Source organism: Antrihabitans spumae (assembly GCF_043944905.1).
In the GTDB taxonomy this organism is placed as follows: domain Bacteria; phylum Actinomycetota; class Actinomycetes; order Mycobacteriales; family Mycobacteriaceae; genus Antrihabitans; species Antrihabitans spumae.
The window spans coordinates 1-22,847 of sequence record NZ_JBIMSN010000061.1; the positions used below are offsets into that span (position 1 = coordinate 1).

17 protein-coding genes, 1 tRNA gene and 1 pseudogene are annotated in these 22,847 nt (G+C 62.6%); 9 read left to right on the forward strand and 10 right to left on the reverse strand.

What is annotated here, in order from left to right; all coding sequences use genetic code 11:
* Nucleotides 1–716: pseudogene (locus ACHIRB_RS15140) on the forward strand (potassium transporter); the annotation flags it as partial.
* Between the two features lie 467 nt (nucleotides 717–1,183).
* On the opposite strand, the gene ACHIRB_RS15145 reads toward ACHIRB_RS15140, so the two are convergent.
* From ACHIRB_RS15145 to ACHIRB_RS15170, 6 genes are all read right to left on the reverse strand, one after another.
* Nucleotides 1,184–1,783 carry an RDD family protein gene (locus ACHIRB_RS15145; protein WP_395112822.1) on the reverse strand — a complete coding sequence of 200 codons (600 nt, stop codon included), beginning with the start codon at nucleotides 1,781–1,783 and terminating at the stop codon, nucleotides 1,184–1,186.
* A 76-nt stretch (nucleotides 1,784–1,859) separates the two neighbouring features.
* Nucleotides 1,860–2,903: a DUF4236 domain-containing protein gene (locus ACHIRB_RS15150; RefSeq protein ID WP_395112823.1), complete on the reverse strand. Its 1,044-nt coding sequence runs from the start codon at nucleotides 2,901–2,903 to the stop codon at nucleotides 1,860–1,862.
* 15 nt (nucleotides 2,904–2,918) lie between these two features.
* Complete coding sequence (locus tag ACHIRB_RS15155; protein WP_395112824.1) at nucleotides 2,919–3,542, reverse strand: TerD family protein; 624 nt, start codon at nucleotides 3,540–3,542, stop codon at nucleotides 2,919–2,921.
* 162 nt (nucleotides 3,543–3,704) lie between these two features.
* Complete coding sequence (locus ACHIRB_RS15160) at nucleotides 3,705–4,922, reverse strand: hypothetical protein (protein ID WP_395125683.1); 1,218 nt, start codon at nucleotides 4,920–4,922, stop codon at nucleotides 3,705–3,707.
* The gene (locus tag ACHIRB_RS15165) at nucleotides 4,919–6,067 is read right to left on the reverse strand and encodes a hypothetical protein (RefSeq protein WP_395125682.1); all 1,149 of its coding nucleotides are present in this window, start codon (nucleotides 6,065–6,067) and stop codon (nucleotides 4,919–4,921) included. The genes ACHIRB_RS15160 and ACHIRB_RS15165 overlap by 4 nt, the downstream gene beginning before the upstream one ends.
* Nucleotides 6,068–6,140: 73 nt before the next feature.
* Nucleotides 6,141–6,797 (reverse strand): potassium channel family protein, encoded by a 657-nt coding sequence (locus tag ACHIRB_RS15170; protein ID WP_395125681.1) that lies wholly within the window; start codon nucleotides 6,795–6,797, stop codon nucleotides 6,141–6,143.
* 724 nt (nucleotides 6,798–7,521) lie between these two features.
* On the opposite strand from ACHIRB_RS15170, the gene ACHIRB_RS15175 reads away from it, so the two are divergent.
* Complete coding sequence (locus tag ACHIRB_RS15175) at nucleotides 7,522–9,657, forward strand: DUF6924 domain-containing protein (protein ID WP_395125680.1); 2,136 nt, start codon at nucleotides 7,522–7,524, stop codon at nucleotides 9,655–9,657.
* A gap of 120 nt (nucleotides 9,658–9,777) precedes the next feature.
* Here the strand turns inward: ACHIRB_RS15175 and ACHIRB_RS15180 are convergent.
* A tRNA-Gly gene (locus ACHIRB_RS15180) sits at nucleotides 9,778–9,851 on the reverse strand.
* 86 nt (nucleotides 9,852–9,937) lie between these two features.
* On the opposite strand from ACHIRB_RS15180, the gene dcd reads away from it, so the two are divergent.
* Nucleotides 9,938–10,516, forward strand: coding sequence for a dCTP deaminase (dcd, locus tag ACHIRB_RS15185; protein ID WP_395112829.1), 579 nt, complete (start codon nucleotides 9,938–9,940; stop codon nucleotides 10,514–10,516).
* A 302-nt stretch (nucleotides 10,517–10,818) separates the two neighbouring features.
* The gene (locus ACHIRB_RS15190; protein ID WP_465254683.1) at nucleotides 10,819–12,207 is read left to right on the forward strand and encodes a sugar transferase; all 1,389 of its coding nucleotides are present in this window, start codon (nucleotides 10,819–10,821) and stop codon (nucleotides 12,205–12,207) included.
* Between the two features lie 84 nt (nucleotides 12,208–12,291).
* Here the strand turns inward: ACHIRB_RS15190 and ACHIRB_RS15195 are convergent, their stop codons facing one another.
* Complete coding sequence (locus ACHIRB_RS15195) at nucleotides 12,292–12,852, reverse strand: YdcF family protein (protein WP_395112831.1); 561 nt, start codon at nucleotides 12,850–12,852, stop codon at nucleotides 12,292–12,294.
* Between the two features lie 135 nt (nucleotides 12,853–12,987).
* On the opposite strand from ACHIRB_RS15195, the gene ACHIRB_RS15200 reads away from it, so the two are divergent.
* Both ACHIRB_RS15200 and ACHIRB_RS15205 read left to right on the forward strand, forming a co-directional pair.
* On the forward strand, nucleotides 12,988–14,304 hold the full coding sequence (locus tag ACHIRB_RS15200; RefSeq protein ID WP_395112832.1) for a UDP-glucose dehydrogenase family protein: 1,317 nt from the start codon (nucleotides 12,988–12,990) through the stop codon (nucleotides 14,302–14,304).
* A 186-nt stretch (nucleotides 14,305–14,490) separates the two neighbouring features.
* Nucleotides 14,491–15,807: a DUF7159 family protein gene (locus tag ACHIRB_RS15205; protein ID WP_395125678.1), complete on the forward strand. Its 1,317-nt coding sequence runs from the start codon at nucleotides 14,491–14,493 to the stop codon at nucleotides 15,805–15,807.
* Between the two features lie 70 nt (nucleotides 15,808–15,877).
* Here ACHIRB_RS15205 and ACHIRB_RS15210 read toward each other — a convergent pair whose 3' ends face one another.
* Together ACHIRB_RS15210 and ACHIRB_RS15215 are read right to left on the reverse strand one after the other, a co-directional pair.
* Nucleotides 15,878–17,221, reverse strand: coding sequence for a YibE/F family protein (locus tag ACHIRB_RS15210; protein WP_395125677.1), 1,344 nt, complete (start codon nucleotides 17,219–17,221; stop codon nucleotides 15,878–15,880).
* A gap of 316 nt (nucleotides 17,222–17,537) precedes the next feature.
* Entirely contained in the window at nucleotides 17,538–18,797 is a 1,260-nt protein-coding gene (locus tag ACHIRB_RS15215) for a pyridoxal phosphate-dependent aminotransferase (protein WP_395125686.1), read from the reverse strand.
* Between the two features lie 179 nt (nucleotides 18,798–18,976).
* Here ACHIRB_RS15215 and ACHIRB_RS15220 point away from each other — a divergent pair, with 179 nt between their 5' ends.
* The 3 genes from ACHIRB_RS15220 to ACHIRB_RS15230 are packed head-to-tail and all read left to right on the forward strand — an operon-like array spanning nucleotide 18,977 to nucleotide 22,802.
* Entirely contained in the window at nucleotides 18,977–20,335 is a 1,359-nt protein-coding gene (locus ACHIRB_RS15220; protein ID WP_395125685.1) for a carotenoid oxygenase family protein, read from the forward strand.
* Nucleotides 20,332–20,811, forward strand: coding sequence for a YybH family protein (locus ACHIRB_RS15225; RefSeq protein ID WP_395125676.1), 480 nt, complete (start codon nucleotides 20,332–20,334; stop codon nucleotides 20,809–20,811). The genes ACHIRB_RS15220 and ACHIRB_RS15225 overlap by 4 nt, the downstream gene beginning before the upstream one ends.
* Nucleotides 20,812–20,843: 32 nt before the next feature.
* Entirely contained in the window at nucleotides 20,844–22,802 is a 1,959-nt protein-coding gene (locus tag ACHIRB_RS15230) for a dipeptidyl-peptidase 5 (RefSeq protein WP_395125675.1), read from the forward strand.
* Nucleotides 22,803–22,847: the final 45 nt, after the last annotated feature.

Sequence of the window (22,847 nt, forward strand, 5' to 3'; positions counted from 1 at the left end):
CCATGCGCTTCGACGGGACCAACGAGTCCGAAGTCGGCGATTGGTGGCGGACGCATTGGGGCGCCTGGTCGACACCTGCGCCCGGCAGCTTCAACGGTGCCTCCATGTCCGAAGGTGAGAGTCACCGGATTGCCGCCGGACTGAGCGAGGTGGCGATGGACCACGTCGCAGATGTCCTCGATCGCGAGGGCGCGACCGAAATCCTGTTCCGCAGCGGGGCCACCAGAACGATCGCACCAGGCAGCTGGATAGTGAATTGCACGGGTTATCTCTTCCGCGACAGGCCGTACGAGCCGTATGCCTCCCGCAGCGGCAGGGTGATCTCCATACAGCCGCGGTCTGCGACCTTCCCGCTCTCCTCGTGGATGGGCTTCCTCACCACTCACCTGCTGTTCGCGGACAAGATACGAGATGCCCGCCTGTACGAGCTCGATCTGGTCGACCTGCGGCAGAAGTCGAAGGCAGCACTGTGGCCTGCGATGATGTCGCTCGGCCAGCACAATATGAGCCTGGTGATCGACAACGTGCCGACGAAGGCGTTGCTTGACCTAGGGTTCGACCTCGATCGGTGGTTCCCGTTGCCGCGGCGGATGGTTCAGACCGCACGGTTCATGATCGGACACCGCAGAAAGCGTGAGCACCATCGCCGCACGCTCGACACGCTGCGTGAAAGATTCGAGGTTCGGTGCGGCCCGCTACCTGGACACACCAGCTGAGCTATGGCGTCGTGCGCATGACCTGCGGGTGGATGGAGACTAGTTTCCCTATTCGGCTTGCCCAGGCCGGGCGATTGGAAACCCGATTAATCGTTGGGCGGTTACACGTCAGGCACCCCGTTGGGCACACTTCGGTGAACGCCGGTTCATTGCTTTGACGCCTTCGCTCGCCGCCCTCCGCTGTGGGTCGACGAGGGTGCGGTGATCAACCGAGCTATGCCGAACCCGCCGCTACGCCGAATTTGTAAGCACGATCGTGCCGCGCGCGACAGTCCGAATTGGACGTTCGATCGAGGACCATCCCCGGCCCGACCGCCCACACGGCGAACCGCGACAGCGCTGCCAGGCAGCGGTACCAGGTAGACGCGAAGCAGACGATCCGTTTCACGGTCTCGGAGAGTGTCGATCTTTGCACGCAAGCAATTGACCACTTCGTTCGCCGCATTTACGTGGAAGTTGTCGACAAATCAGAGGCGTTTAGTCATGTCGATTCTTCCGGGCAGCATCATCGAGAGGTCCTGCTTCAATTCGATCTTTCGTCTGGGGGCTCGCACGACTCGGCTGCTGGCGGCCAAATCGTGAAGGCTTCGCCGGAGGCCGGAGCGGGGAATGGCCGCCAAAATCAAGCTCGCCACAACACTGAGGATGCCCACCCACGCGAGGACGTCGAACGCCGCCACATCCGGGTTGCCGCCAGCGACAGACAGAAACACGAACGGCAGGAAGATGATCAGCATTCTGATTACCGCTGCCCGGATCGGGAGCCCCGGTCGTGCCCACTCGGCGGCGGGGACGACCCGAAGCCCGAACAGCCCCTTTCCCAGCGTTTGGCCGTCACGTCGGATCAGCAGGAACACTTCGACCCCGACATAGGCGATGAAGTAGCACAGCGCCGCCGCTGGCCCGTAGACCGCGTCTTTGTGAGAGTCGCCTGCAATCAACACAGCCGGGAAAACAATCACGATGCTTACTGGGATGGCCACTAGGAATGTCAGCGGCAGGCAGATCAGCAGGTCCAACACTCTCGCACCGAGGCGGCGGAGAAACGGGGCCGGTTCGTACTGCATAGGTGGTTCTTTCGTCGATTGTCGGCAAGAAGGGGGAACATGTGATTTCTATTCAGGTGTGCGTTGAACAGTCGCGTTAGTTCAGTCCGGCGAGCGCAGTGCTGAGCCCGGGGTAGTGCGGATCTTCTGCAAGAACTTTCTCGATGTCTTTGCGGGCGAGCGCTTTTCGGTTTTGTGCGAGGTTTACTTGTGCGCGTTCCAGCAGTGCGCGGTGTCGCACTTCGGTCGACCGGGTGCGGACGCGGAGAGCTTCCTTGAAAGACTCGCGAGCTGCGTCATGAAAACCTTGGTGAGCGAATGCTCGTCCTCGGAGCGCGAGCAGCAGCGTGGTTGCGTCGTCTTCGTTGGTGATGCCGTTGGTTGTGTCGATGACGTCCTGGTGGCGGTTGGCGTCGCTGTAGAGCTCGGTGAGCGAGAGTGCGGCCGGTGTGGTGGGGTTGGCGTTTTCGACGGTCCAGATCGCGGCGGGTAGGTCGCCCGCAGCTTGGTGTAGTTCGGCCGCGGCGAGGCGGAGAACGTCATCGGACAGGCGCAGGTGCGCGGTGATGCCGTAGGCGATCTCGACCGCCCAGGTCTTGTCGACGAGGTACTTGGTGACGAACGGCGTTTGCTCGAGAACCGCGTTCTGAGCGACTACCCAACCCAGCAACGCTTGGGCACGGTCCGGTGCTGACGGGCTAGTCTCGCGGAATTGATAGTGCAGCAAGCCTTCCAGCGCGGCGGCTAGGAGACGAGCTTCGGGCACCGTGCGGCCGTGTTTCTGCGCAATAGCGACGAAGTCTGCGGGTTGGGTGGATTCGAGAATGCGGTGCAGGTCCTTTTCCCAGCCGGGTGCAAGAACACCGGGACGGGCAGGCACGATTGGTGGCGGAGGCGCGATTGGCCGTGCTGCGGTGCTCGGGGGTGTGCGCGGCGAGGAGGCTTTGCGTGGTGCGGGCCGGATTGTCGAGCTGTGCGAGATTCCGGTGCCGGGAATAGATGTCGTGCGGCTGACACGTCCGCCGGCGTGGCGGGTGACGCGCATTCCTTTTCCTCCGACGCTGTAGCCGAGACCCGACTTGGAGACCGTCATGCGGACGCCAGGGGCGAGCTTGATCGATTTACTGATGCGGAACCCCATGATCGAATTCCTTTCTCAGATTTCGTAACCGGCAGGAACTGGCGGGTTGGTCCAGTCGATGACAGGTGCACCGAGAGCTGCTGGTTGGGGGTCTGGGGCGGTGGGTTCGTCGTCGACGGTGACGCCGAAGTCTCGCGCGAGGCCGGCGAGGCCGTCCTGGTATCCCTGGCCGACCGCGCGGACCTTCCATCCGGCGTCACGGCGATACACTTCGACGCAGACGACAGCTGTTTCCGTCGTGAGCGTCGGCATCCTGAAGCCCACAACCGGGCGGTCAGCGGCATCGAGAATCGCGATATCGAGGTTCGCGAGCGATGCAACGGTCGCGGCAGGGTCGCCGTCGACACTCACCACAACTGCGACCATCTGGACATCGTGTGCGACGCTTGCTAGCTCAATGCTGATCCGGTCCTCGACGCGATCATCGCCCGCTCGCTTCCCGACGTGCCGGACTGCATCGTCGACTGAAGATGGCTGGTTGTAGAACACGAAATCAGCGTCTCCGCGGACCCGCCGTCCACTGTCGAGCAAGATCGCGGACAAGTCGGCGTCCACTGCACCCCACCTGCGCCAGCTGCACGAGACAGAGAGCGATGTGTCGGCGATGCCGCAGTTCTGTCCCGAACGCAGATATTCCATACGAACTCACTCCAAGGAGGGCGGAAGAACGAAACTGTTCAAATAGGACAAGTTCTACACCGGCTCACCGCCTTCGGCGTGGCTGGGCTGTACTCGAACGAGGCATGCCCGCACCCTTCGCCGATGTTTGGCAAATACCGAATGGTGTTCTGCAGGAGCGACTTAGCTCTCCTTGCTCACGTTGTTCAACGCGGCACGCTCCAGCGAGGCGGGCAGATCGAGTTGCCAGACTTGGGCCGTCCCAATCAAGAGGTCATCCCAGCTCGGCGCAGACAACCGTTGGGCAGCACGCGCGTCCGTAACGATCGTGACGGCCAACTTGCCGGACAGGATCAACGCGGGAACTTGGATGTGCCGCAACGCTGCGGGATGAAGAACGCCGCGCTCGCTCCGAATCGAAAGAGCAGCTGCGGCTGCCTTTCCCAGCGATGCTGCGCCGACGAGTGAATGCGCAGCCAGCCGCAACTCAGTGTGCTTCCGCTGGTCGTGATCGCTCAGCACCGCGGTCCCAGTTCGTTGGTAAGCGTCGGCGTGAACGTGTGTCCGAATGATCAGTTCGGTGATGACCGACGTCAGTCCCGGTCCGACCGTGGCCTGCCGCAGGTTCCACCCTTCACCTTGCCGTAGCCCCGAGTAAGCGTGCAGCGCAAAGTCTTTGATATTTTCGTTGTCACTTTCATACAGCCACGACATACCCGGCACCGGCAGGCTCATCGGGGTCAGGAAGTCTGCGACCAGATGCTGCATCAACGCGATAGCAGCGTCCATCCAGTCATCCACGTCAGCGAACTGACCTACTTCGACGACGGGAATGCGTTCGCCGAATTCCCATCTCACGCCACGGAACTCGCCATCGACGATCTGGCGCAGTGTCGAGACGAGACGGAGGATGTCGTGTCCGCCGGATTTCATGCGGTGGGCACGGCCGCCGAACCCTTTCCCCATGAAGTCGATCGGCAGCCTTTTGCCTGACTTCTCCCACTTCCGTACCCGGTCGCTTTTGCTGAGTGCGTCGAATTGTGTCCGCACTGCCCGGTCGGTCGAAGAGTCGAACCACACGCACAGCGCGCCAACCAGCCCAGCCACCCCGACCATCGCAAGGTCCGTCGTCGACCATGGCAACCTTTGCCGTTGGCGCCAGGCAGTGAGGTCGTCTCGATGCTCTGGTGTCAGCGCAGCATCGAGATCGACGTCGGACCAACCGTTTTGCTCGCGCAAACCATCGTTGAACTGCGTGAGTTGGGCGTATGTCTGCCGGTCGGCCGATACCGGCAGTTGCGAGGTCTCCGGATCGTCTGCCAGGGCGGCGTCGATGGCCTTGTCGATGTCGGCGAGCCGCCGCGCCTGCGTGTCGAGGTTGCGTTCGAACGAATCGGTCACTGGTCGACTTTCTCTTCCAACCGGTCCAGGACAACCTCCACTGTCGACTTGTCCTGTTCGGCGACCTGCAATTCGGCGCGTAGTTCGCGGATCTCGGCATCGCGCAGCTGGCGGAGGTCGGCGCTGAGCTGTGTCACTTTGGCGCGCAGTGTGGTGTTTTCCTCGGTCAGCACCCGATTCTTCTCTTTGAGCTGGGTGATCCGCTCGGAGAGCAGATTGACTTTCTTGCTGAGATCGTTCGCGACCTGGGCAAGGCTTTCCACGACCCGCCTCATCTTTTGGTCGCGGTCCTCGGAGTCGGTAATCAGCACTCGTGCAATGAGATCGAGCTTGATCGCGTCAAGGGCGATGCTGCCGCTACCCAACCGACTGAACCGCGTGCTCGCGCCAGCCACGCCCGCAGCTGTCAATCCGCCGACACCGGTGACCAGCAATGTGCCGCCAGCGACGCCGAGTCCACCGGTCGCGAGTGATCCGCCGCCCAGTGCTGCAAGCCCGGCAGATGTCGCGGCAGCACCGCTGAGCCCGAGCGTTCCGCCGACCGCTGCACCGACCGCCGGTGCCGCCAACCCACCGGTCAGCGCACCCGCCCCCAGACCGAGCACGGTCATGGCGGCAACTCGACCCCAACGGATCGACTTTCGACGAAGTTGCTTCACGAGCGCGTCGAATTCCGTTGTCAACGTTGCGAAATCGTCCGGCCTGAGTCCAGGCATCTCGATCGCGGCGTCGGTGATCGCGGCATCGCGGACCTTGGCGTTCCACTTCGCACCGCCGGACCACGGATAGAAGGTCATCAGCTCGATCAGCACCACTACGGCCTGCGACCGCTCCGTCAATTCTGCAGCGAGCTTCGACGCTGTCTGCACAATCGCGTCGAGATCGACATGGTCCGACTCGTCCGCCAACGAGCCGTCGAGTTCCGACTCTGCCTCATTCATGCTGTCTACGGGGAGGCCCGCTAAGAATCGCGCAGTTTCGGAAGTGAATGCGGCGAGCTGGTCCGTCTTCTGCCCTTCCGCTTTTGCCTTCCGTTCTGCCGTGACGTCACGATGCATCATCCGCACCTGCATCGCTCGCAAGGCGGCAAGCTCGCGCAAACTCAGTTTCCAGTTCGCGGCCCACGCATCGTCGGTTCGACTCACACCCTCCACCTTTCACAGTTCGCGTGAGAGTACGTGTGCGTACCGACACAACTTCACAGATTCATTGTCGGGCTCACAGCGTGGTCTCCGTCGCCGGTTGAGGTGTTTGCTCTTCTCGTTTGACGTTGGTGACGAGCCAGGCCGCGACCGACCCCGTGACGGTTCCTACCACTGCGATACCCACAAGCATGAGGACGACGGCAATGAATCTGCCCGGCGTGGTGACTGGATATCGGTCGCCGTACCCGACCGTAGTGACTGTGGTAGTAGCCCACCAGAGCGCATCACCGAAGGTCGTGATGTTCGCTCCGGCGTGATCCTGTTCGACGTCGAGCACGGCAATCGCTCCGAGGCCGATCGACATGACCGCTACACCCGTGACGTATGTCGTCACCCTGCCGACCAGCGACCCGGCCGCAGTTCGATTGAGCAGCCGCAGCAACGCCAGTAGTCGCAGCAGGCGCAGAGGTCGCAGCAGGGGCAACGCGATAAGAGCGACGTCGTACCAGTGTTGCAACGCGTATTTGACACGATTCTCCGCGAGGGTGAGGCGGACGGAGAAGTCGACGGCGAACGCAGCCCAGACTGTCCAACTGACGATCGACAACCAGGACCGAACGTCGGGGTCGACGTGGCGGTCCAGTACGGGCCACGCGTATGCGACGAGGAATGCGCCCGCGAGTAGCAGCAGCGGAATTTCTGCGTGGCGTTCCCAGCGTTCGACAGTCATAGGCGAGAGGCTACGACTGCGAGTCTGCCGAGAGCACAGAACGCGAACTCGGCTGCTGGGGTTTGACGCCGGGGTCGACCTCGCCGACGTTCGCGTCCCCCTTGTGTGGGCAGTCGCCGGCAGTACGGATGTGCACGTCCGGTCGGCGTTGCCGGCTCGGCCATTATTCGATGCACACCGCCTCCGGGCTCCCCGCTCTAGCACCCGCACAGTCTTGGATCCTCGTGGCGCTCGGTCATTCACGCTGTTACCTGGTAACAATTCGGCCATTTGCAAGCCGAGCGCGGAGCAAGAAGCGGCCGCTGCGAGAAGCCAACTGCCGCTGCGGCGGACACTGATGGTCGTGAGAAGTTGGCAAACGGGCAAATCAGACTAATCGGACTTCAATAGGTGAACCCAAACACCTCATAAAGGGAAGCCCCCCAGAGAGAGAAGAGATGGAGAGCGTGCGTGCGTCAATCAATACGAACGACGTCCATCAATCAACGCACTACCGCTCCGTCCGTGTCCGTCCGTCTTGGCCCGCCCGCTCCATCGCATGCGGAGGTGGGTGCATTCGCCCACATGCCGCACCACGCCCCGGTCAGTCGCCGCGACGCCAACCTATGCATCAATCCGCAGGCCACTTGCACAGCGCGCGCCAGCACGCCGCCGCGTGGTTCCCGACGCTTGCGCTCATTGCCGTGCCTCCATCTACCAATCAACGACTCGATAGGTTGAGTACATGTCGATGTCGTGGGAGCAGGTTCGGGGGTTGAACTACGGCACGATGGGTCGATCGATCAGCGCGATCATGCATCAATCCAACGGAGGTGGCGAACGAGTTCGGCATTCGCCTGCGGTGTATTGGCGGATAGACGACGAGTCCGGGGAACCGGTACACATCGAGAACGCGACCGACGTCTACCGGCGCGCAACCGATGGCGGTATGTTGCACCGCGCGAAAACGCCCTACGGCTTCGAATCGAGGTCGGGGTTCCCGTCGAGGTTGTTCCGAGCCTACGAGTCGTGGCCACCTCCATCGGACAACGAACTTCACCCGCCAGATCTCCTGGATCCGACCGAGCCGCGAGCGGTGCAGATCCGGGGTCGCGACGGCTGGGAAGTCACGTTTCGACATCAGCATTCGGCCGACCTCGTCACCTACGTAATAGATGCCGAACTCGGCCTCGCGTTGTCGTGGCGCTACCGAGCGCACTGGATGGAGCTCGAAAACCCCTGTCTCGATGAACAATTCAGCCGCGACATCTTCACTTGGACTGGACCGACCCGCGAAGAAGATCTCGAGGCTCATGAGCGTGAATACATTGCCCAGATCGAAAAACAGCGTCTTTTGGACGAGATGCCCCGCGCACTACCGACTTGGCTTCCGATCCGAGTCGGATCGAACCCGAGCGCCGGCGACCCCCGTACAGGTGCGCTCGACCTGGGCGTCTACAGCGAGCAATGCAATCTCGTCCTGCGCCGCTGGGTCACCGACATTGGTGAACCCAAGCTTGAATGGCCGATGGACATCACCCCCGCACGCCACCGGCAGGAAACTGGGGCATGGACATACGAGATCCGAAGCAACGACAATCTCGACGTTGCGGACTGCGCCCGAATAATCGACTCGATCGTGCCGGTAGATCCGCCAGAGCGTGAACCTCACGTCATTGCCGCAGAACTCGACGCCGAACGATCGAGTCAGCGAAACGCGGAGATCACCGAACTTTTGGGCACCGGCCGCGTTCTAGAGGATCACTTCGACGGTGAATCGTTATTGATTCGCACCGATTTCTCCGACGACGCGGCGTGGCGCAGCGCCGCGCTTGCGGCCCTCGCTCCGCCTCCCGGTAACGACGACTTCGGCGCCGCTCTGACATGTATCGACAACCGCGAGTACGACAGACTCACCGTCGATCATCTCCTCGCACTGATCGCACATCACCCCACGTACTACGCCTTCCTTTTCGACAATCAAACCATCACCGACCCAGAGCAGACCGTCCTCGTCGTCGACACCAGCCCGAACGACGACGATCCAGAACGACCGCGCGGCAGAACCTTCCGAACAATTCCTGAGAAGATGTTCGCGATCGAAGCCAACTTGTCTCTCGCAAACATGGACTTCGGCGAATACGCCGACGCAGCTGATAAGGATGGCGTGTTTCGAGGATTCGCCGAACCCGTCGCACGGCTCACCGGGGCAGAAATGATCCGTATCTCGTCGATGAACACTTCCACCGGAGCGCTGCAGTCGTTCCACGAGTCGATGCTGGAATCGAACTATCCGTACGACACCGACTTGTACGAACGAGAGTTGACCGATCTTCACCAGAGCGCCGCGGTCGCAATGTACGACGAACGGTGGACGATTGTCGGCTACCAGGAGTACCTCGATGCAACCGCCGGTGACGGTGCGGCGCTCTCGGCAACCGTCCCTATGCATGACGGCGGGTGGTGGACGGTCGCCCTCGCTCCTGATGACCGACGTCCCCTCGCAGCAATGCTGGTCGTCCCACCTCCCGCCGTCCCTGCCGAGCGAGATGGATCAGGTCCGCGCGTCGTCAGAATTCCGTTCGATCCACCGGCATTCGTGTCTCTGTCCGCTCTGACCGACGACGATCCCCTCGTCGACCGAGACGCCATGCGGCGCGCCGTCATCGATGCCGCCGGAGCTACATACGGCTCCGACAGAGTGTCAGGCGGGTATCCCGTTCTCCTGCGTATCCCGCAGATCCCAGGGTTTCTCGCTGGCTGCCACGTCACCGTGAGCGGTGAAGACATCTTCTACACAGCAGTAGTCACAGACACCGATAACGAATTCATCGTCTACGAATCTCCGCCGGAAGGGATTCAGTTCATCGGACCCGACTAGCCATGCACGGGTGCCCCCACCAGGGGCCCTAACGTGTGCCCAATCAGCGATCTGCCGTTCAGATGCGATGGTCGACCAATTGGTAAACAACCCCAATGGATGGATTGATTGATTGATGGATGGAGCCGATGACGGGAATCGAACCCGCGTGTGCAGCTTGGGAAGCTGCCGTTCTGCCATTGAACTACATCGGCGTACGGAGCAAGCCCCGCGAGCGCCCACTTTAGCAGCGTCGATGGGTACCGCTCGGGCGGCGGGGCCAACCGGATAGCCTCATGTCGTGCTGCTCTCAGATCGCGATATCAGGGCCGAGATTTCTGCCGGTCGACTCGGGCTCGACCCGTTCAGGGACGACCTCGTTCAGCCGTCGAGTGTGGACGTCCGGTTGGACGGCATGTTCCGGGTTTTCAACAACACGCGGTACACCCACATCGACCCGGCGCAGCGGCAGGACGAACTCACAACGCTCGTCGAACCTGCCAAGGGTGAGCCGTTCGTGTTGCACCCGGGTGAGTTCGTGCTGGGGTCGACGCTGGAGCTTTGCACGTTCCCCGACGACCTTGCCGGTCGGCTGGAAGGTAAGTCGAGCCTCGGCCGGCTCGGTCTCCTGACGCACTCGACGGCAGGCTTCATCGACCCGGGCTTCAGCGGACACATCACGCTGGAGTTGTCGAACGTAGCTAACCTGCCGATAACGCTGTGGCCAGGTATGAAGATCGGTCAGCTGTGCTTGATCCGCCTGTCGAGTCCGGCCGAGAACCCGTACGGAAGTGCGTCCGTTGGTTCCAAGTACCAGGGTCAACGTGGTCCGACGCCGTCCAAGGCGTACCTCAACTTCGAAACCGGTGCTGGCAGGTAGCTGTCCAGGATGCAGGGTTCGTAGTCTGCAACAGCGTCAAAAACAAACTTCGAGTATGTAAATTCCGCGTTTGACCTACCGCAAGTGCGCACAACCACCTAGTATTCAAACCCTGACGTCCGCGGGGGGGGGGTCGGCTGAATCCAAACATTGGACTCCCTGAGGTGGGTGCGTCGGATATGAGTTTTCTAGGTCGAGGTGACCAAGCCGTCGATGTGGCTGCTCGATCGCAGTCGTTTCCCAATTCGGATCGCGAGCGCTGGCAGGGCGAGTATGCCCGTCGTCTGCGGGCCACGGATACGATGATCGTTTGCGGAGCGGTAGCTGTGGCTCAGATCGTGCGCTTCGGTGGGATCGGCGACGAAGGCACATTGGCGTGGGTCCGCAATACCGAGATCGGCTACACCTCGGTTTCCATCGCAATTGCGGCCGTCTGGCTGGCGTTCCTCTCGGTCTCCAACACACGCTCGCCGCGCGTGATCGGCAGCGGACCTGAGGAATACCGTCGCATTGCATCATCGACGCTCAAATTGTTCGGTCTGATCGCCATCGTCTCGCTCGTGATGCGCGTGGATCTCGCCCGCGGCTACCTCGCGATCGCACTCCCCGCTGGTCTACTCGGCTTGCTGCTGAGCCGTCGCGGCTGGCGTCGGTACGCAGTCGCTCAACGGCGCGCCGGCCAATACCTGACTTCGGTTCTCGTCGTCGGCGGTCGCGATGCCGCAAAGGCGATGACGGCATCCTTCGCCCGAGACACGTTGTCGGGCTACCGCGTTGTCGGTGTCTGTACGCCGTCTCGTCGCTTCGGTGACAAACCGACCTTCGAGGTCGAGGGCCTCGAGATTCCGGTGATCGACGACGCGATGTCCGTCGTCGAGGCGGTCAAACTGACCGGGGCCGACACGGTTGCAGTCGCCGCGACAGAGCGCCTAGGCGCAGACCGCATCCGAGACATGGTGTGGGAGCTGGAACCACTCGGCGTTGACCTTGTGGTTACGGCAGGTGTCGTCGACGTGGCGGGTCAGCGCATCGAAATCCGACCCGTCGCCAATATGCCCCTCGTACATGTCGAGAAGCCTCAGTTCGACCGTGCCAAGTCGTTCGGCAAGACCGCGTTCGACTTCTGTTTCGCGCTCTGCGCGCTGATTGCTATCGCACCGGTCATGATTGCAGCGGCGGTTGCGGTGAAACTGACGAGCCGCGGCCCGGTCTTCTACAAGTCCGAACGTATGGGTATCGACGGCAAACCGTTCGAGATGATCAAGTTCCGCAGCATGTTCGTCGACGCTGACAAGCACCTCGACGCGCTGGTCGCCATGAACGAGGGCGCGGGGCTGCTGTTCAAGATGCGCGACGATCCGCGTGTCACCAAGGTAGGCAAGGTCCTGCGTCGGTTCAGTCTCGATGAGTTGCCGCAGTTCATCAACGTCCTCAAGGGCGAGATGAGTGTCGTCGGCCCGCGCCCCCCGCTACGTCGTGAAGTAGAGGAGTACGACGGCAACGTTCGCCGCAGGCTCCTCGTCCGCCCCGGGGTCACCGGTTTGTGGCAGGTCAGCGGCCGATCGGATCTGTCGTGGGACGAGAGCGTTCGGCTCGACGTTTCCTACGTCGAGAACTGGTCGATGATGCAGGACCTGCTCATCATCAAAAAGACCCTCAGCGCGGTAGCGCGATCAGACGGAGCGTACTGAAGTAAATAGTTCGCTACGCGGAGATCCTGGAGGACGACGCCCGATAGTCGGGGGGTGGTCCTTCAGGATTCTTCGTTTGTGCCCTCAACAGTTCTCGAACAATGCCCGTGCATAGCCGAACGACTGATACACGTAGTTCCAAGCCCAGTCGATCTTCCGCAACTCTGGTCGACTCGGCACCATTAGCAACTCGCCGTCGAAGCATTTGCCGACGATGTATCGCGATCGAGAAATGTGCGGCGTGAACGTCATGACGATGACGCGCGTCCAGCCCTGCTCGGCAGCGAGTCGCCGGATCTCACGACCCTCGCCTCGCGTCGTGGCCGGATCGGGCTCGAAGCAGCTGACTTTGAAGGTGTACTCGCCGTAGCAGAGCCGCTGCATTCGTCTGGAAGCGCCGTACGGATTGGAAAACACAACCTGCGGGGCGTAGCCCTGCGATGCCAGGCGGATCGCGAGCTCCTCGCGCCCATCGTGCGCGCCACCGAGCACCACGATCGCGTCGGCGCGTTCGGGTTCGTCGACGATCGGGTCGACGTAGACGGGCCACAGTGCGACCACGAAACCGGTGACCCCGAGAACGGCGACCAACAGCGCAACGCCGAGGCGTCGGCGCAGGCGTCGAGTCGAGGTCGGAATCGTCATGCCCGGCATCGTATTGGCGTCTCCTGAGTGAATCCTGAAACAACTCGGGCAGCTGCGCGCCTTGTACACCTCCTGTTGACCCGACACTTCCCTGACCGATGCAGTCCGCTAACCGGCGCCCGTTACCAATCGGATATGCGATGCACAGTCTTCGGAACCGGATATCTGGGTGCGACCCACGCCGCGTGTATGGCCGAACTCGGCCACGACGTGCTCGGTGTGGATATCGACCCCGGCAAGGTGGCCAAACTGTCGGCGGGCGAGGTGCCGTTCTACGAACCAGGGCTCTCCGATGTCCTGAAAAGGAATCTCGACGCGGGCCGGCTTCGGTTCACGACGTCCTACGACGAGGCCGCGGCGTTCGCGGATCTGCACTTTCTCGGCGTCGGTACGCCGCAGAAGAAGGGCGAATACGGCGCTGACCTGCGTCATGTGCATTCTGTTGTCGACACGCTCGTGCCGTCGCTCGATCGTCCGTCGGTGATCGTCGGAAAGTCGACGGTTCCCGTCGGGACAGCCGCCGAGTTGGGCAACCGTGCCGCCACGCTCGCCCGGACAGATGTCGAGGTCGTGTGGAACCCAGAATTTCTTCGTGAAGGTTTCGCTGTCGAGGACACCCTGCGGCCGGACCGGCTCGTAGTCGGGATCGACCCGAACCGTCCCGGACGGGCGGAGGCGCTGCTGCGCGAGTTGTACGCAGACCTCATCGACAACGAGGTGCCGTTCCTTCTGACCGACCTCGCGACGGCCGAACTGGTCAAGGTCTCCGCGAATGCCTTCCTTGCGACGAAGATCTCATTTATCAACGCAGTGTCCGAGGTGTGCGAGGCCACCGGCGCCGACGTGACGCAGTTGGCCGACGCACTCGGCTACGACGCGAGGATCGGGCGCAGGTTCCTCAACGCCGGCCTCGGGTTCGGCGGCGGCTGCCTGCCCAAGGACATCAGGGCGTTTATGGCGCGGGCGGGCGAACTCGGCGCCGACCACGCGCTGACGTTCCTGCGCGAGGTCGACAACATCAATATGCGCAGGCGGACCAAGATGGTCGAGTTGGCGACGGCTGCGGTCGGTGGATCGCTGCTCGGTGCGAACGTCGCGGTTCTCGGGGCAGCGTTCAAGCCGGACTCCGACGACGTTCGCGACTCACCTGCGCTCAATGTCGCGGGCATGATCCAGTTGCACGGCGCGGTCGTGAGTGTCTTCGATCCGAAGGCGCTGGAGAATTCTCGACGCGTTTTTCCGACCCTCAACTATGCGACGTCGGTCGAAGAAGCGTGTGATCGAGCAGACGTCGTCCTTGTATTGACGGAGTGGGCGGAATTCGTCGCACTTCGCCCGGCGGACCTCGAGCCGGTCGTCAGGGGAAAATCGATCATCGATGGACGTAATTGCCTTCGTCCCGAAGTGTGGCGATCGGCGGGTTGGACCTACCGCGGCCTAGGTCGGCCCTGAAAATTAGCGCTTGGTAAGTACCCTGCCTCCGTCTACACTTCGCGAAACGCTTGCTCGATCCGTGAGCAAGACCATAGCGAGATCGCAACGTTATCTAGCTAGCCGACTCCGGCTAGGATGATCAGAGGGTTGGTCGGCAATCGGGGGCTCGACCGTCAAGCGTTCGCGGACCAGAAAAGGCGATTCATGAGCTCGGTTCTAGGGGTTTCGGTGGGGGCGGGTGCCATTCGTATGGCACGACCCGTTTCCGACCCCTCGGTCGGGACAGGTCGCTACGACGGCTTTGCTATGCAAGCCGTCGATGTCGGTCGGCTGCGTGCGGAAGAACTGACTGCAGAATCCATCGGCGTCGCGCTCGAATCAGGTGGTCCGATCGACGCAACGGGCATCGCTTACCGCAGCGAGCAGCAGGCCAAAGGCTTGCGTGCGGCCATGGCGAGGCAACGGCTCGGCAACTATCAGCTGGTGCCCGAGATCGCGGCGTCGCTGGAGTTCCTTCGTTCGACCGGCGACATTCAGGGTTTTTCGACCGTCGCGGTGTACGACCTCGGTAGCTCGGGACTCTCGATCACGATCGTCGACACCGATCGCGCGGACGTCCGGTACGCGGAGCGAACAAGCGAAATCAGCGGCGACTACTTCGATTCTTTGATCCGCGAGCAGCAGATCGCATCGGGTCGAACGGACGCGCCGCAATCGCCCGTCGAGTTCGCCGCCCTCGATGTCCTGTGCAGGGACGCGAAGGAGCAACTCTCCGAAAGCACTGCGGTTGCAATTCCGTCCAATGGCGGCCTCGTCCTGCTGACACGTGACAATTTCGAAGCTCTCGTCACGCTCGCCGTCGAATCGTCGGCCCGCATGACGCGCGACGTCATCATGCGGTCGGATCGGCACGTGCAGGCGATCGTCGTCATCGGCGGCGGTGCTCGAATTCCACTGGTTCGTGAGGTTCTGCACCGCTGGTTGCACGTGCCCGTCATCGTGCCCGAGTCGCCGGAATCCGTATCGGCACGCGGCGCAGCGTTGTTGGCACGGCCGGTCGCGGGCCGACGCGACGATGTTCCCACTGCGCCGGTGTGGCTCACTGCGCCAGCCAAGCCGGGTCGCAAGCGCGAGATCAGCGGCGCAGGCCTGGCCGCGAGCTCGTTGGCGGTCATCGCAGCGATCGGCCTTGCGCTCGGCTACGGCAGTCAGATGCTCGAACCAGGATCCAACGACGGCGGTCCGACGACGACGTTACCGACGACACCTCCTCGCACCACCACACTCGAGCCGTCCAACGCGGTCGCGCCGATCGCTACGACCCTTCCGCCGACGACAACGACGACCGTCGAAGCACCACCGGTGTTCCAGCAGGAGGAAGGCCCACCGCCGCCACCTCCACCGCCGCCACCGCCGTCGATCGAGATTCCGGGGTTGCCGCCGATCCTGATTCCGACGTTGCCGCCGCCACCGCCGTTCCAGATGCCGCAGATACCGCCACTGCCGTTCCCGATTCCGTAGGCCGCTCCGCGGCTCGTGAGTCCTTTCGGTGGTCGGGCCCTCCTAAAGGACGCACGAGCGGCGTAGCCGCCTACTTCGAATGTCGACCCGACCCCGGCTTGGACTTCAGGATTGTCGTCTTCGGAATCGATGCTGTTCCAGCCATCGCCGGACCCGACCTTCTGGCCAGTGGCCGCGCCAGCAGCACAGCGATGCCCGTTGTGAGCGGAACTGACAACGACAACGCGACGCCACCGACCGCCGACCGTGCGATTTCGATCGCAACGGCATCACCGGTGAGCACGTCCTGGATCGAGCGACCCGCCACGCTGAACAACAGCAGCAGCGGCAACGCACCGCCCGCGTAGGCGAGCACAAGGGTGTAGACGGTGCTGGCGATGTGATCGCGGCCGACCCGCATCGCCGAGGTGAAGATGTCCCGACGCGACGCACCCTCGTCGAGCGCAGCCAATTCGAACACCGCGGACGCCTGCGTGATCGTCACGTCGTTGAGCACACCGAGCGACCCGATGATGAAGCCCGCGAGCAGAAGTCCCGTGATGCTGACGTGTTGCAGATACACCTGGACGTTGGTGTTCTGCTCCTCGGACAGTCCGGTCAACTGGGTGACCTCGATGGCGAGATAGGAGAGCACCGCCGCGAGGACCATCGACGCCAACGTTCCGAGCAACGCGGAACTGGTCCGCAGATTGAGCCCGTGCGCCAAGTAGAGGACCGCGTAGAGAATCAGCGCTCCCGCGACGAGAGCGACGGGTATGGCGGGTTTGCCGTCCAGCAGCGCTGGGAGCAGGAAGATCACGAGCACGGCGAACGCGAACATCAGTCCGATGACGGCCCGTAAGCCACGCCAGCGAGCGACCGCAACGACAACGATCACGAAGACCAACGCGATGATGGTCAGCGGGAACCCTCGTGCAAAGTCGTTGAACCCGTACATCACCGAGCCCGACAGTGGGTCGATGCTTCGGACTAGCCGGATCTTGTCGCCGACGCTGAGGTCGGGCTGTCCGGGTCCGAGGACGAACGCGTCCATGCGGTTCGGGTCGCCCTGAACCTCGAGGAGGGTATTGGTTCCGGAGTTCGGTCCGGAGTCGATGCTGACGACCGTGAGCCGACATTTCAGCGGCGAGTCCGCAGCGGGGGCCGGATCGCCGGCAAAGACCTGGCCCATCGAGGCGCTGCCGCACGGACCGATCTTCTGTTCGGTGACGGTGCCGGCCTCGGTTTCGAACGCCGTGCCCCCGGCGGTCTGGAAGGGGAGCGGTATGTCGACGTTCTGCTTGCTCGGCCAGAGGACGACAGCGCCGAGTACGACGGCGATTCCGATCGCGATCAGCAGGCCGATGACGATCTTCTTGGCAGTGTCGCCGATTGCCAGCGGTCCGCTGTCGTGACTGTGACCGTGCCCGCTCATCGACGGAACTCGGCTCGTATGTCTGCATGCACCGTGCAAGCGTAGTGAACGAAAACCACCGCCAGGCTGAGCCTTGGCGGTGGTGTCGTGGAGCGAACGTTTAGGGGGTGGCGGAGAGCAGGGGGGATGTCCCCGCCACCCGGTTCCAGCGGCCCAGGGGGGGGTGGGCGGCTAAAACCGGCACCCATGGTGCCGTGCTCCAATGTACAGGATCGACGACAGGTTTTGCTGCGTGGGTTTGATTACGCGGCGAGTCCGAGCGTGTTTCCGGGTTTACATCTCGCAAACAGCTCGTCCAGTCCGTTTTCGACGCCGTTCACTGCGAGTAACTCGCCAAAAAGTTGCCGAAACGCTCGATGGCCACAGCGAGGTCGCGAGCCCACGGCAGCGTGACGATTCGCAGGTGATCGTGGGCAGGCCAGTTGAAACCGGTGCCCTGGACCACCAAGATCTTTTCCTGCAGCAGCAGATCCTGGACAAGCTTCTCGTCGTTGTGGATCTCGTGCACCTCGGGGTCGAGTCTGGGGAAGGCATACAGCGCGCCCTTCGGCTTCACGCATGAGACACCGGGAATCGAGTTGAGCTTCTCCCACGCGACATCACGCTGCTCGAGCAGGCGACCGCCAGGAAGAATCAGGTCCTCGATGCTCTGGTGGCCACCGAGGGCGACCTGGATCGCATGCTGGGCAGGCACATTCGGGCACAGCCGCGACGACGCCAACAGGTCGATGCCCTCCAGGAAGCCGGCAGCATGGTCCTTCGGTCCGGTGATCGCCAACCAACCCGAGCGGTAACCGGCGACGCGGTACGCCTTCGACAACCCGTTGTAGGTCAGGCAGAGCAGATCCGGCGCGAGGGTTGCAAGCGAGATGTGCTTGGAATCGTCGTAGAGGATCTTGTCGTAGATCTCATCGGCCAAGAGCAGCAACTGGTGCCGTCGAGCGATGTCGACGAGTTGAGTGAGGACCTCGGCCGAATAGACCGCACCGGTCGGGTTGTTCGGGTTGATCACCAGCAGCGCCTTGGTTTTCGGCGTGATCTTCGATTCGAGATCGGCGATGTCCGGCTGCCAGCCGTTGGTCTCGTCGCAGAGGTAGTGGACGGGCGTGCCACCAGCGAGGGCCGTCATCGCGGTCCAGAGCGGATAATCCGGCGCCGGAATGAGAATCTCGTCGCCGTTGTCCAGCAACGCCTGCATGGTGATCGTGATCAGTTCCGACACCCCGTTACCGAGATAGACGGAGTCGACGTCGATCTCAGGGAAACCGGGGACCAGTTCGCAACGAGTGACGATGGAACGACGGGCCGAGAGAATGCCCTTCGACTCCGAGTAGCCCTGGGCGTAGGGGAGTGCGGCGATGATGTCGCGCATGATCACGTCCGGCGCATCGAAACCGAACGGCGCCGGGTTGCCGATGTTGAGTTTGAGGATGCGGTGCCCTTCCGCCTCCAAACGTGCTGCGTGAGCGTGCACAGGACCACGAATCTCGTACACGACGTTCTGCAGCTTGGTCGACTGCTCGAGAACTCGCGGCGGATGATGATGGTGATGGCTAGGTGTGCTCACGCGACCTATCGTGCCATTGGTTGTCCACTTATTTTAGTTCGATAGGGCTACAAAGGACTATCGTCCTGTATCGGTCGGCCCATTCACCCCAGCCCGGGTACGGAGAATCTGCGCCCGAGCCCAGTTCTGGCAGGTGCACCGTGAGTACTACCGAGTCCACTCGCATTCCCCGTCCCGCGCCCGTCGACATGGTGCACCACGCACATCTCAGCGGCATCTTCGCCCCGCAGCGCGAGGAGGTGGACGTGCGAGGACTCGACGTCGTCGGAGAGATTCCGAAGGATCTGCACGGCGCCTACCTCCGCAACGGACCGAATCCACGTTTCGATCCGATCGGTTCGTATGTCTATCCGCTCGACGGTGACGGCATGATCCACCGCATCGAGCTGGTCGACGGCACAGCGCGCTACACCAATCGGTTCGTCCGGACCAGGCAGATGATCCAGGAAGAGAAAGCCGGCCACGCCATCTGGGCGGGTGTGACCGACCTCTATCGACCTGGTCCCGACGAGGCGGGCGAGCTGGCGTGGACCTCGAAGGATCTACCGGACATCAACGTCGTCCGCCACGGCGGCAGGCTGCTCGCGATGGCCGAGACGGATCAGCCGTACGGACTCGACCCGACGACGCTCGCCACGCTCGGCCGCGAAAGTTGTGACGGGGCAATGGCAGTAGGTAGTACGGCGCATCCGAAGATCGATCCGGACACCGGCGAAATGGTGTTGTTCAACTACATGTTCGAGGCCCCCTACCTGACCTGGTCGGTCGTCGGGCCCGATGGCACGGCGCTGCGGCCGCCGACACCGGTCGACGGCGTCGACAAGTCCTTGATGATTCACGACATGACGCTTACCAAGCGATACATCGTGCTTCTGTTGTGCCCCTTGGTGTTCGACATAGCGGCGGCGATGACCGGTGGTTCGGTGCTCGATTGGCGACCGCAGCTCGGCACGCGGATCGCACTTATCCCGCGTGACGGCGGCGCGGTGCGATGGGCAAGCGACGACGCATTCTGGGTGTGGCACTTCGCAAACGGGTTCGACCTACCCGATGGGAAGGTCTGCATCGACTACGCACAGTGGTCCTATCCCAGCGGCTTCGCCGATACCGGCACCCCCTGCGACGGCGGTTTGGTCCGTGCGGTGATCGACCCCGAAACCGGCCACGTGACGCGGACCGTCGTGTCCGATCGCGATGTCGAGTTTCCGCGAGTCGACGACCGCCTCCTCACCGAGGACCACGGCACCATCGCAACCCTCGGCAAGACCGGCGTCCGCGACGGCGCGATGAATGCCGTCTACTTCTTCGACATGACGAGAAGCGCGGAGACACAGTGGAGTCCGGGAGACGCCATCGCCATCGGCGAACCGATCTTCATGCCTGGTGCCGAAGCAAACTACTGGGGCACTATCGGCACCGATAAGACGGACCTGTCGTCCTGGTTCTACATCTTGCCCGCATCGGATCCGAGTTCGGGCTCGCTTGCGAAGGTGCGCTTGCCTATTCGCGTCCCGTCCGGTCTGCACGGCGCGTGGCTACCCGCATGATCCGTTGGTTGCCCGCGATCGGCGCGGTCGCTGTATTGCTGCTGACCGGTTGCGGGAACTCGGACTCCGGCGATTCCGAACCATCTGTCGACGCGGACGTCGCTGCGATAACCGAGGCGTTGAACGCGTGGCCGGAGGCCTTCAATGCTAGGGATGTGGCCGCCGTCTGTGATCTGTTCGCTCCGGACGTAAGCGTCATCTATCCCGACAGCGCCGACCGCGACTACGACGCGTTCTGCACACAGATGCAAGGTGTCCTCGGGAATCAGGAGCGGGTCTTCACCTACGGACCGCCGGACATCCGCGAAGTACTTGTCGACGGAGACCTTGCGACGGTGCAGTTGATCTGGACCCTCACCGTGGCCGACACCGCAGGGGCCGTGCTCGAGACGGTCGAAGAAAACGGTTTGGACGTATTCCGACGTCAGGATGACGGTCGCTGGAAAATTCACGTTTCGCACGCGTATCCGCTCTGAATCCTCGCCGAGTTCGCGCCTAGGCTGTGCGGATGGTTCGTACAGTCCCGTACGGCTCTTGGCCCTCGCCCATCACCGCTGCCGACGTTGCGGCAGGCGGTCATCCAGTGGAATCGGGACGCTTTGTCGGGGACGGCGTGTACTGGTCGGAAATGCGTCCCGCGGAGGGCGGACGGTCAGCGATACGCACCGGACCAGCCGAAGACCCCACCGACGTCTTGCCTGCGCCATGGAACGCACGCACCCGGGTGCACGAGTACGGCGGTGGCGCCTGGACGGTGGCAGCGGACGGCACCGTCGTGTTCGTCGAGTTCAGTGATCAACGGGTGTACGCATTGGGCGGTCCGCTCGGGTCGTCCAGATCGCCGCGGCCGCTGACACCGCGACCCGACGTTGCGAGCGGGATCCGCTGCGGCGACTTGCACGTACATGGTGACAAGCTGTGGTGTGTCCGCGAAACACACGGCAAGCGCATCGTGCGCGACATCTGTGTTGTTCCACTCGACGGTTCGGGTCGCGCCGATCCGAGCAGAATTACGGCGGTGGTGGGTGGATCCGACTTCATCGCCTTTCCACGATTGTCGCCGAACGGATCGCGGATTGCGTGGATCGCCTGGGACCATCCGCAAATGCCATGGGATGGAACAGAATTACGCTGTGGAACGCTCGACGCGGACGGTCGTTGCACCGATTGGCGCACGGTGGCCGGAGGTGTCGAGGAGTCGATCCTGCAGCCGGAATGGGTGTCGGACGACGAACTGTACTTCCTCAGTGACCGTACCGGATTCTGGAATCTCCATCGCAGCAACGCTTTCGGGGGCCCGGCTACCTCAGTAGCGACCGTCGAGCGCGACACCGGTGGCCCCCTCTGGCGGCTCGGCGCTCATTGGTACAGCCTTCTCGACAACGGAAAGTGTTTGACAGTAGATACTTTCGGCACCGACACGCTGTCCGTCCGCGATGTCGACACAGGGGAGTCCGACACCCTCGACCTCGGTGACATCTCGGTTCTCGAACTGGTCGACACGGTGGGCGACAAGGCGCTACTGCGCTGCGGCGGAGCGCGAACACCGACCGGGTTACGCATTCTGGACCTCACAACTCGCGAGCTGAGCGACGTCCGCATGTCGGCAGAGCAGCTCCCCGATACGGCGTATCTTCCGGCGGCCCAGCAGATTACGTTCAGCGGACCGAATCGTGACGTCCATACGGTCGTCTATCCGCCCACCAACCCCGACTACGCCGGACCCGATGGTGAGTTGCCGCCGTACGTCGCGTTTGTGCACGGTGGCCCGACCGCCCACGTCGTCCCGGCGATCAACCTCGTGTACGCGTACTTCACCAGCCGCGGCATCGGAATAGTCGACGTGAACTACGGCGGCTCGACGGGCTACGGTCGCGAGTACCGCAATCGGCTGCGCGGGCAATGGGGTGTCGTCGATGTCGAGGACACGATCGCCGCGGTCCGCGGTCTTGTCGACGCGGGTCTCGCAGACCCTGCTCGGTTGGCGATCGAGGGCGGGTCGGCAGGCGGCTGGACGGTGTTGTCGGCGTTGACGGGCAGCGATGTTTTCGCCTGTGGCGCTTCGTATTACGGTGTCGCAGAGTTGGAGCGGTTCGCCGCCGAGACCCACGACTTCGAGTCTCGTTACCTCGACGGACTGATCGGCCCTTTACCGGAAGCCGCCGAGCTCTACCGCACCCGCGCGCCCGTCAACAACGTCCACAAGCTGAGTTGCCCGGTGCTGTTGCTGCAGGGGCTGTCCGACCCGATCGTTCCGCCATCGCAGGCCGAACGCTTCCGTGATGCGATGGTGCGCAAAGGGATTCCGCACGCCTATCTCGCCTATCCCGGCGAGGCGCACGGCCTGCGAAAGTTGGCCAACCAGATCAGTTCACGTGAGGCGGAGTTGTCGTTCTATGGCCAGGTCCTCGGTTTCGAGACGCCAGGAATACCGCCGCTGAAGCTGTGGGTGCCACCGGAGGTATAGACACCTGTGCGCGATTGAAGGGTCGGTAGACCCCTCAACCGCGCA

What these genes read in the sequence shown, in the direction of transcription:
- ACHIRB_RS15155 (WP_395112824.1), bottom strand. Translation starts at nt 3,542, where the DNA reads ATGGAATATCTGCGTTCGGGACAGAACTGCGGCATCGCCGACACATCG.
- ACHIRB_RS15170 (WP_395125681.1), bottom strand. Translation starts at nt 6,797, where the DNA reads ATGACTGTCGAACGCTGGGAACGCCACGCAGAAATTCCGCTGCTGCTA.
- ACHIRB_RS15150 (WP_395112823.1), bottom strand. Translation starts at nt 2,903, where the DNA reads ATGGGGTTCCGCATCAGTAAATCGATCAAGCTCGCCCCTGGCGTCCGC.
- ACHIRB_RS15230 (WP_395125675.1), top strand. Translation starts at nt 20,844, where the DNA reads ATGGTTCGTACAGTCCCGTACGGCTCTTGGCCCTCGCCCATCACCGCT.
- ACHIRB_RS15205 (WP_395125678.1), top strand. Translation starts at nt 14,491, where the DNA reads ATGAGCTCGGTTCTAGGGGTTTCGGTGGGGGCGGGTGCCATTCGTATG.
- ACHIRB_RS15190 (WP_465254683.1), top strand. Translation starts at nt 10,819, where the DNA reads ATGATCGTTTGCGGAGCGGTAGCTGTGGCTCAGATCGTGCGCTTCGGT.
- ACHIRB_RS15145 (WP_395112822.1), bottom strand. Translation starts at nt 1,783, where the DNA reads ATGCAGTACGAACCGGCCCCGTTTCTCCGCCGCCTCGGTGCGAGAGTG.
- ACHIRB_RS15220 (WP_395125685.1), top strand. Translation starts at nt 18,977, where the DNA reads ATGGTGCACCACGCACATCTCAGCGGCATCTTCGCCCCGCAGCGCGAG.
- ACHIRB_RS15225 (WP_395125676.1), top strand. Translation starts at nt 20,332, where the DNA reads ATGATCCGTTGGTTGCCCGCGATCGGCGCGGTCGCTGTATTGCTGCTG.
- ACHIRB_RS15195 (WP_395112831.1), bottom strand. Translation starts at nt 12,852, where the DNA reads ATGACGATTCCGACCTCGACTCGACGCCTGCGCCGACGCCTCGGCGTT.
- ACHIRB_RS15200 (WP_395112832.1), top strand. Translation starts at nt 12,988, where the DNA reads ATGCGATGCACAGTCTTCGGAACCGGATATCTGGGTGCGACCCACGCC.
- ACHIRB_RS15210 (WP_395125677.1), bottom strand. Translation starts at nt 17,221, where the DNA reads ATGAGCGGGCACGGTCACAGTCACGACAGCGGACCGCTGGCAATCGGC.
- ACHIRB_RS15175 (WP_395125680.1), top strand. Translation starts at nt 7,522, where the DNA reads ATGTCGATGTCGTGGGAGCAGGTTCGGGGGTTGAACTACGGCACGATG.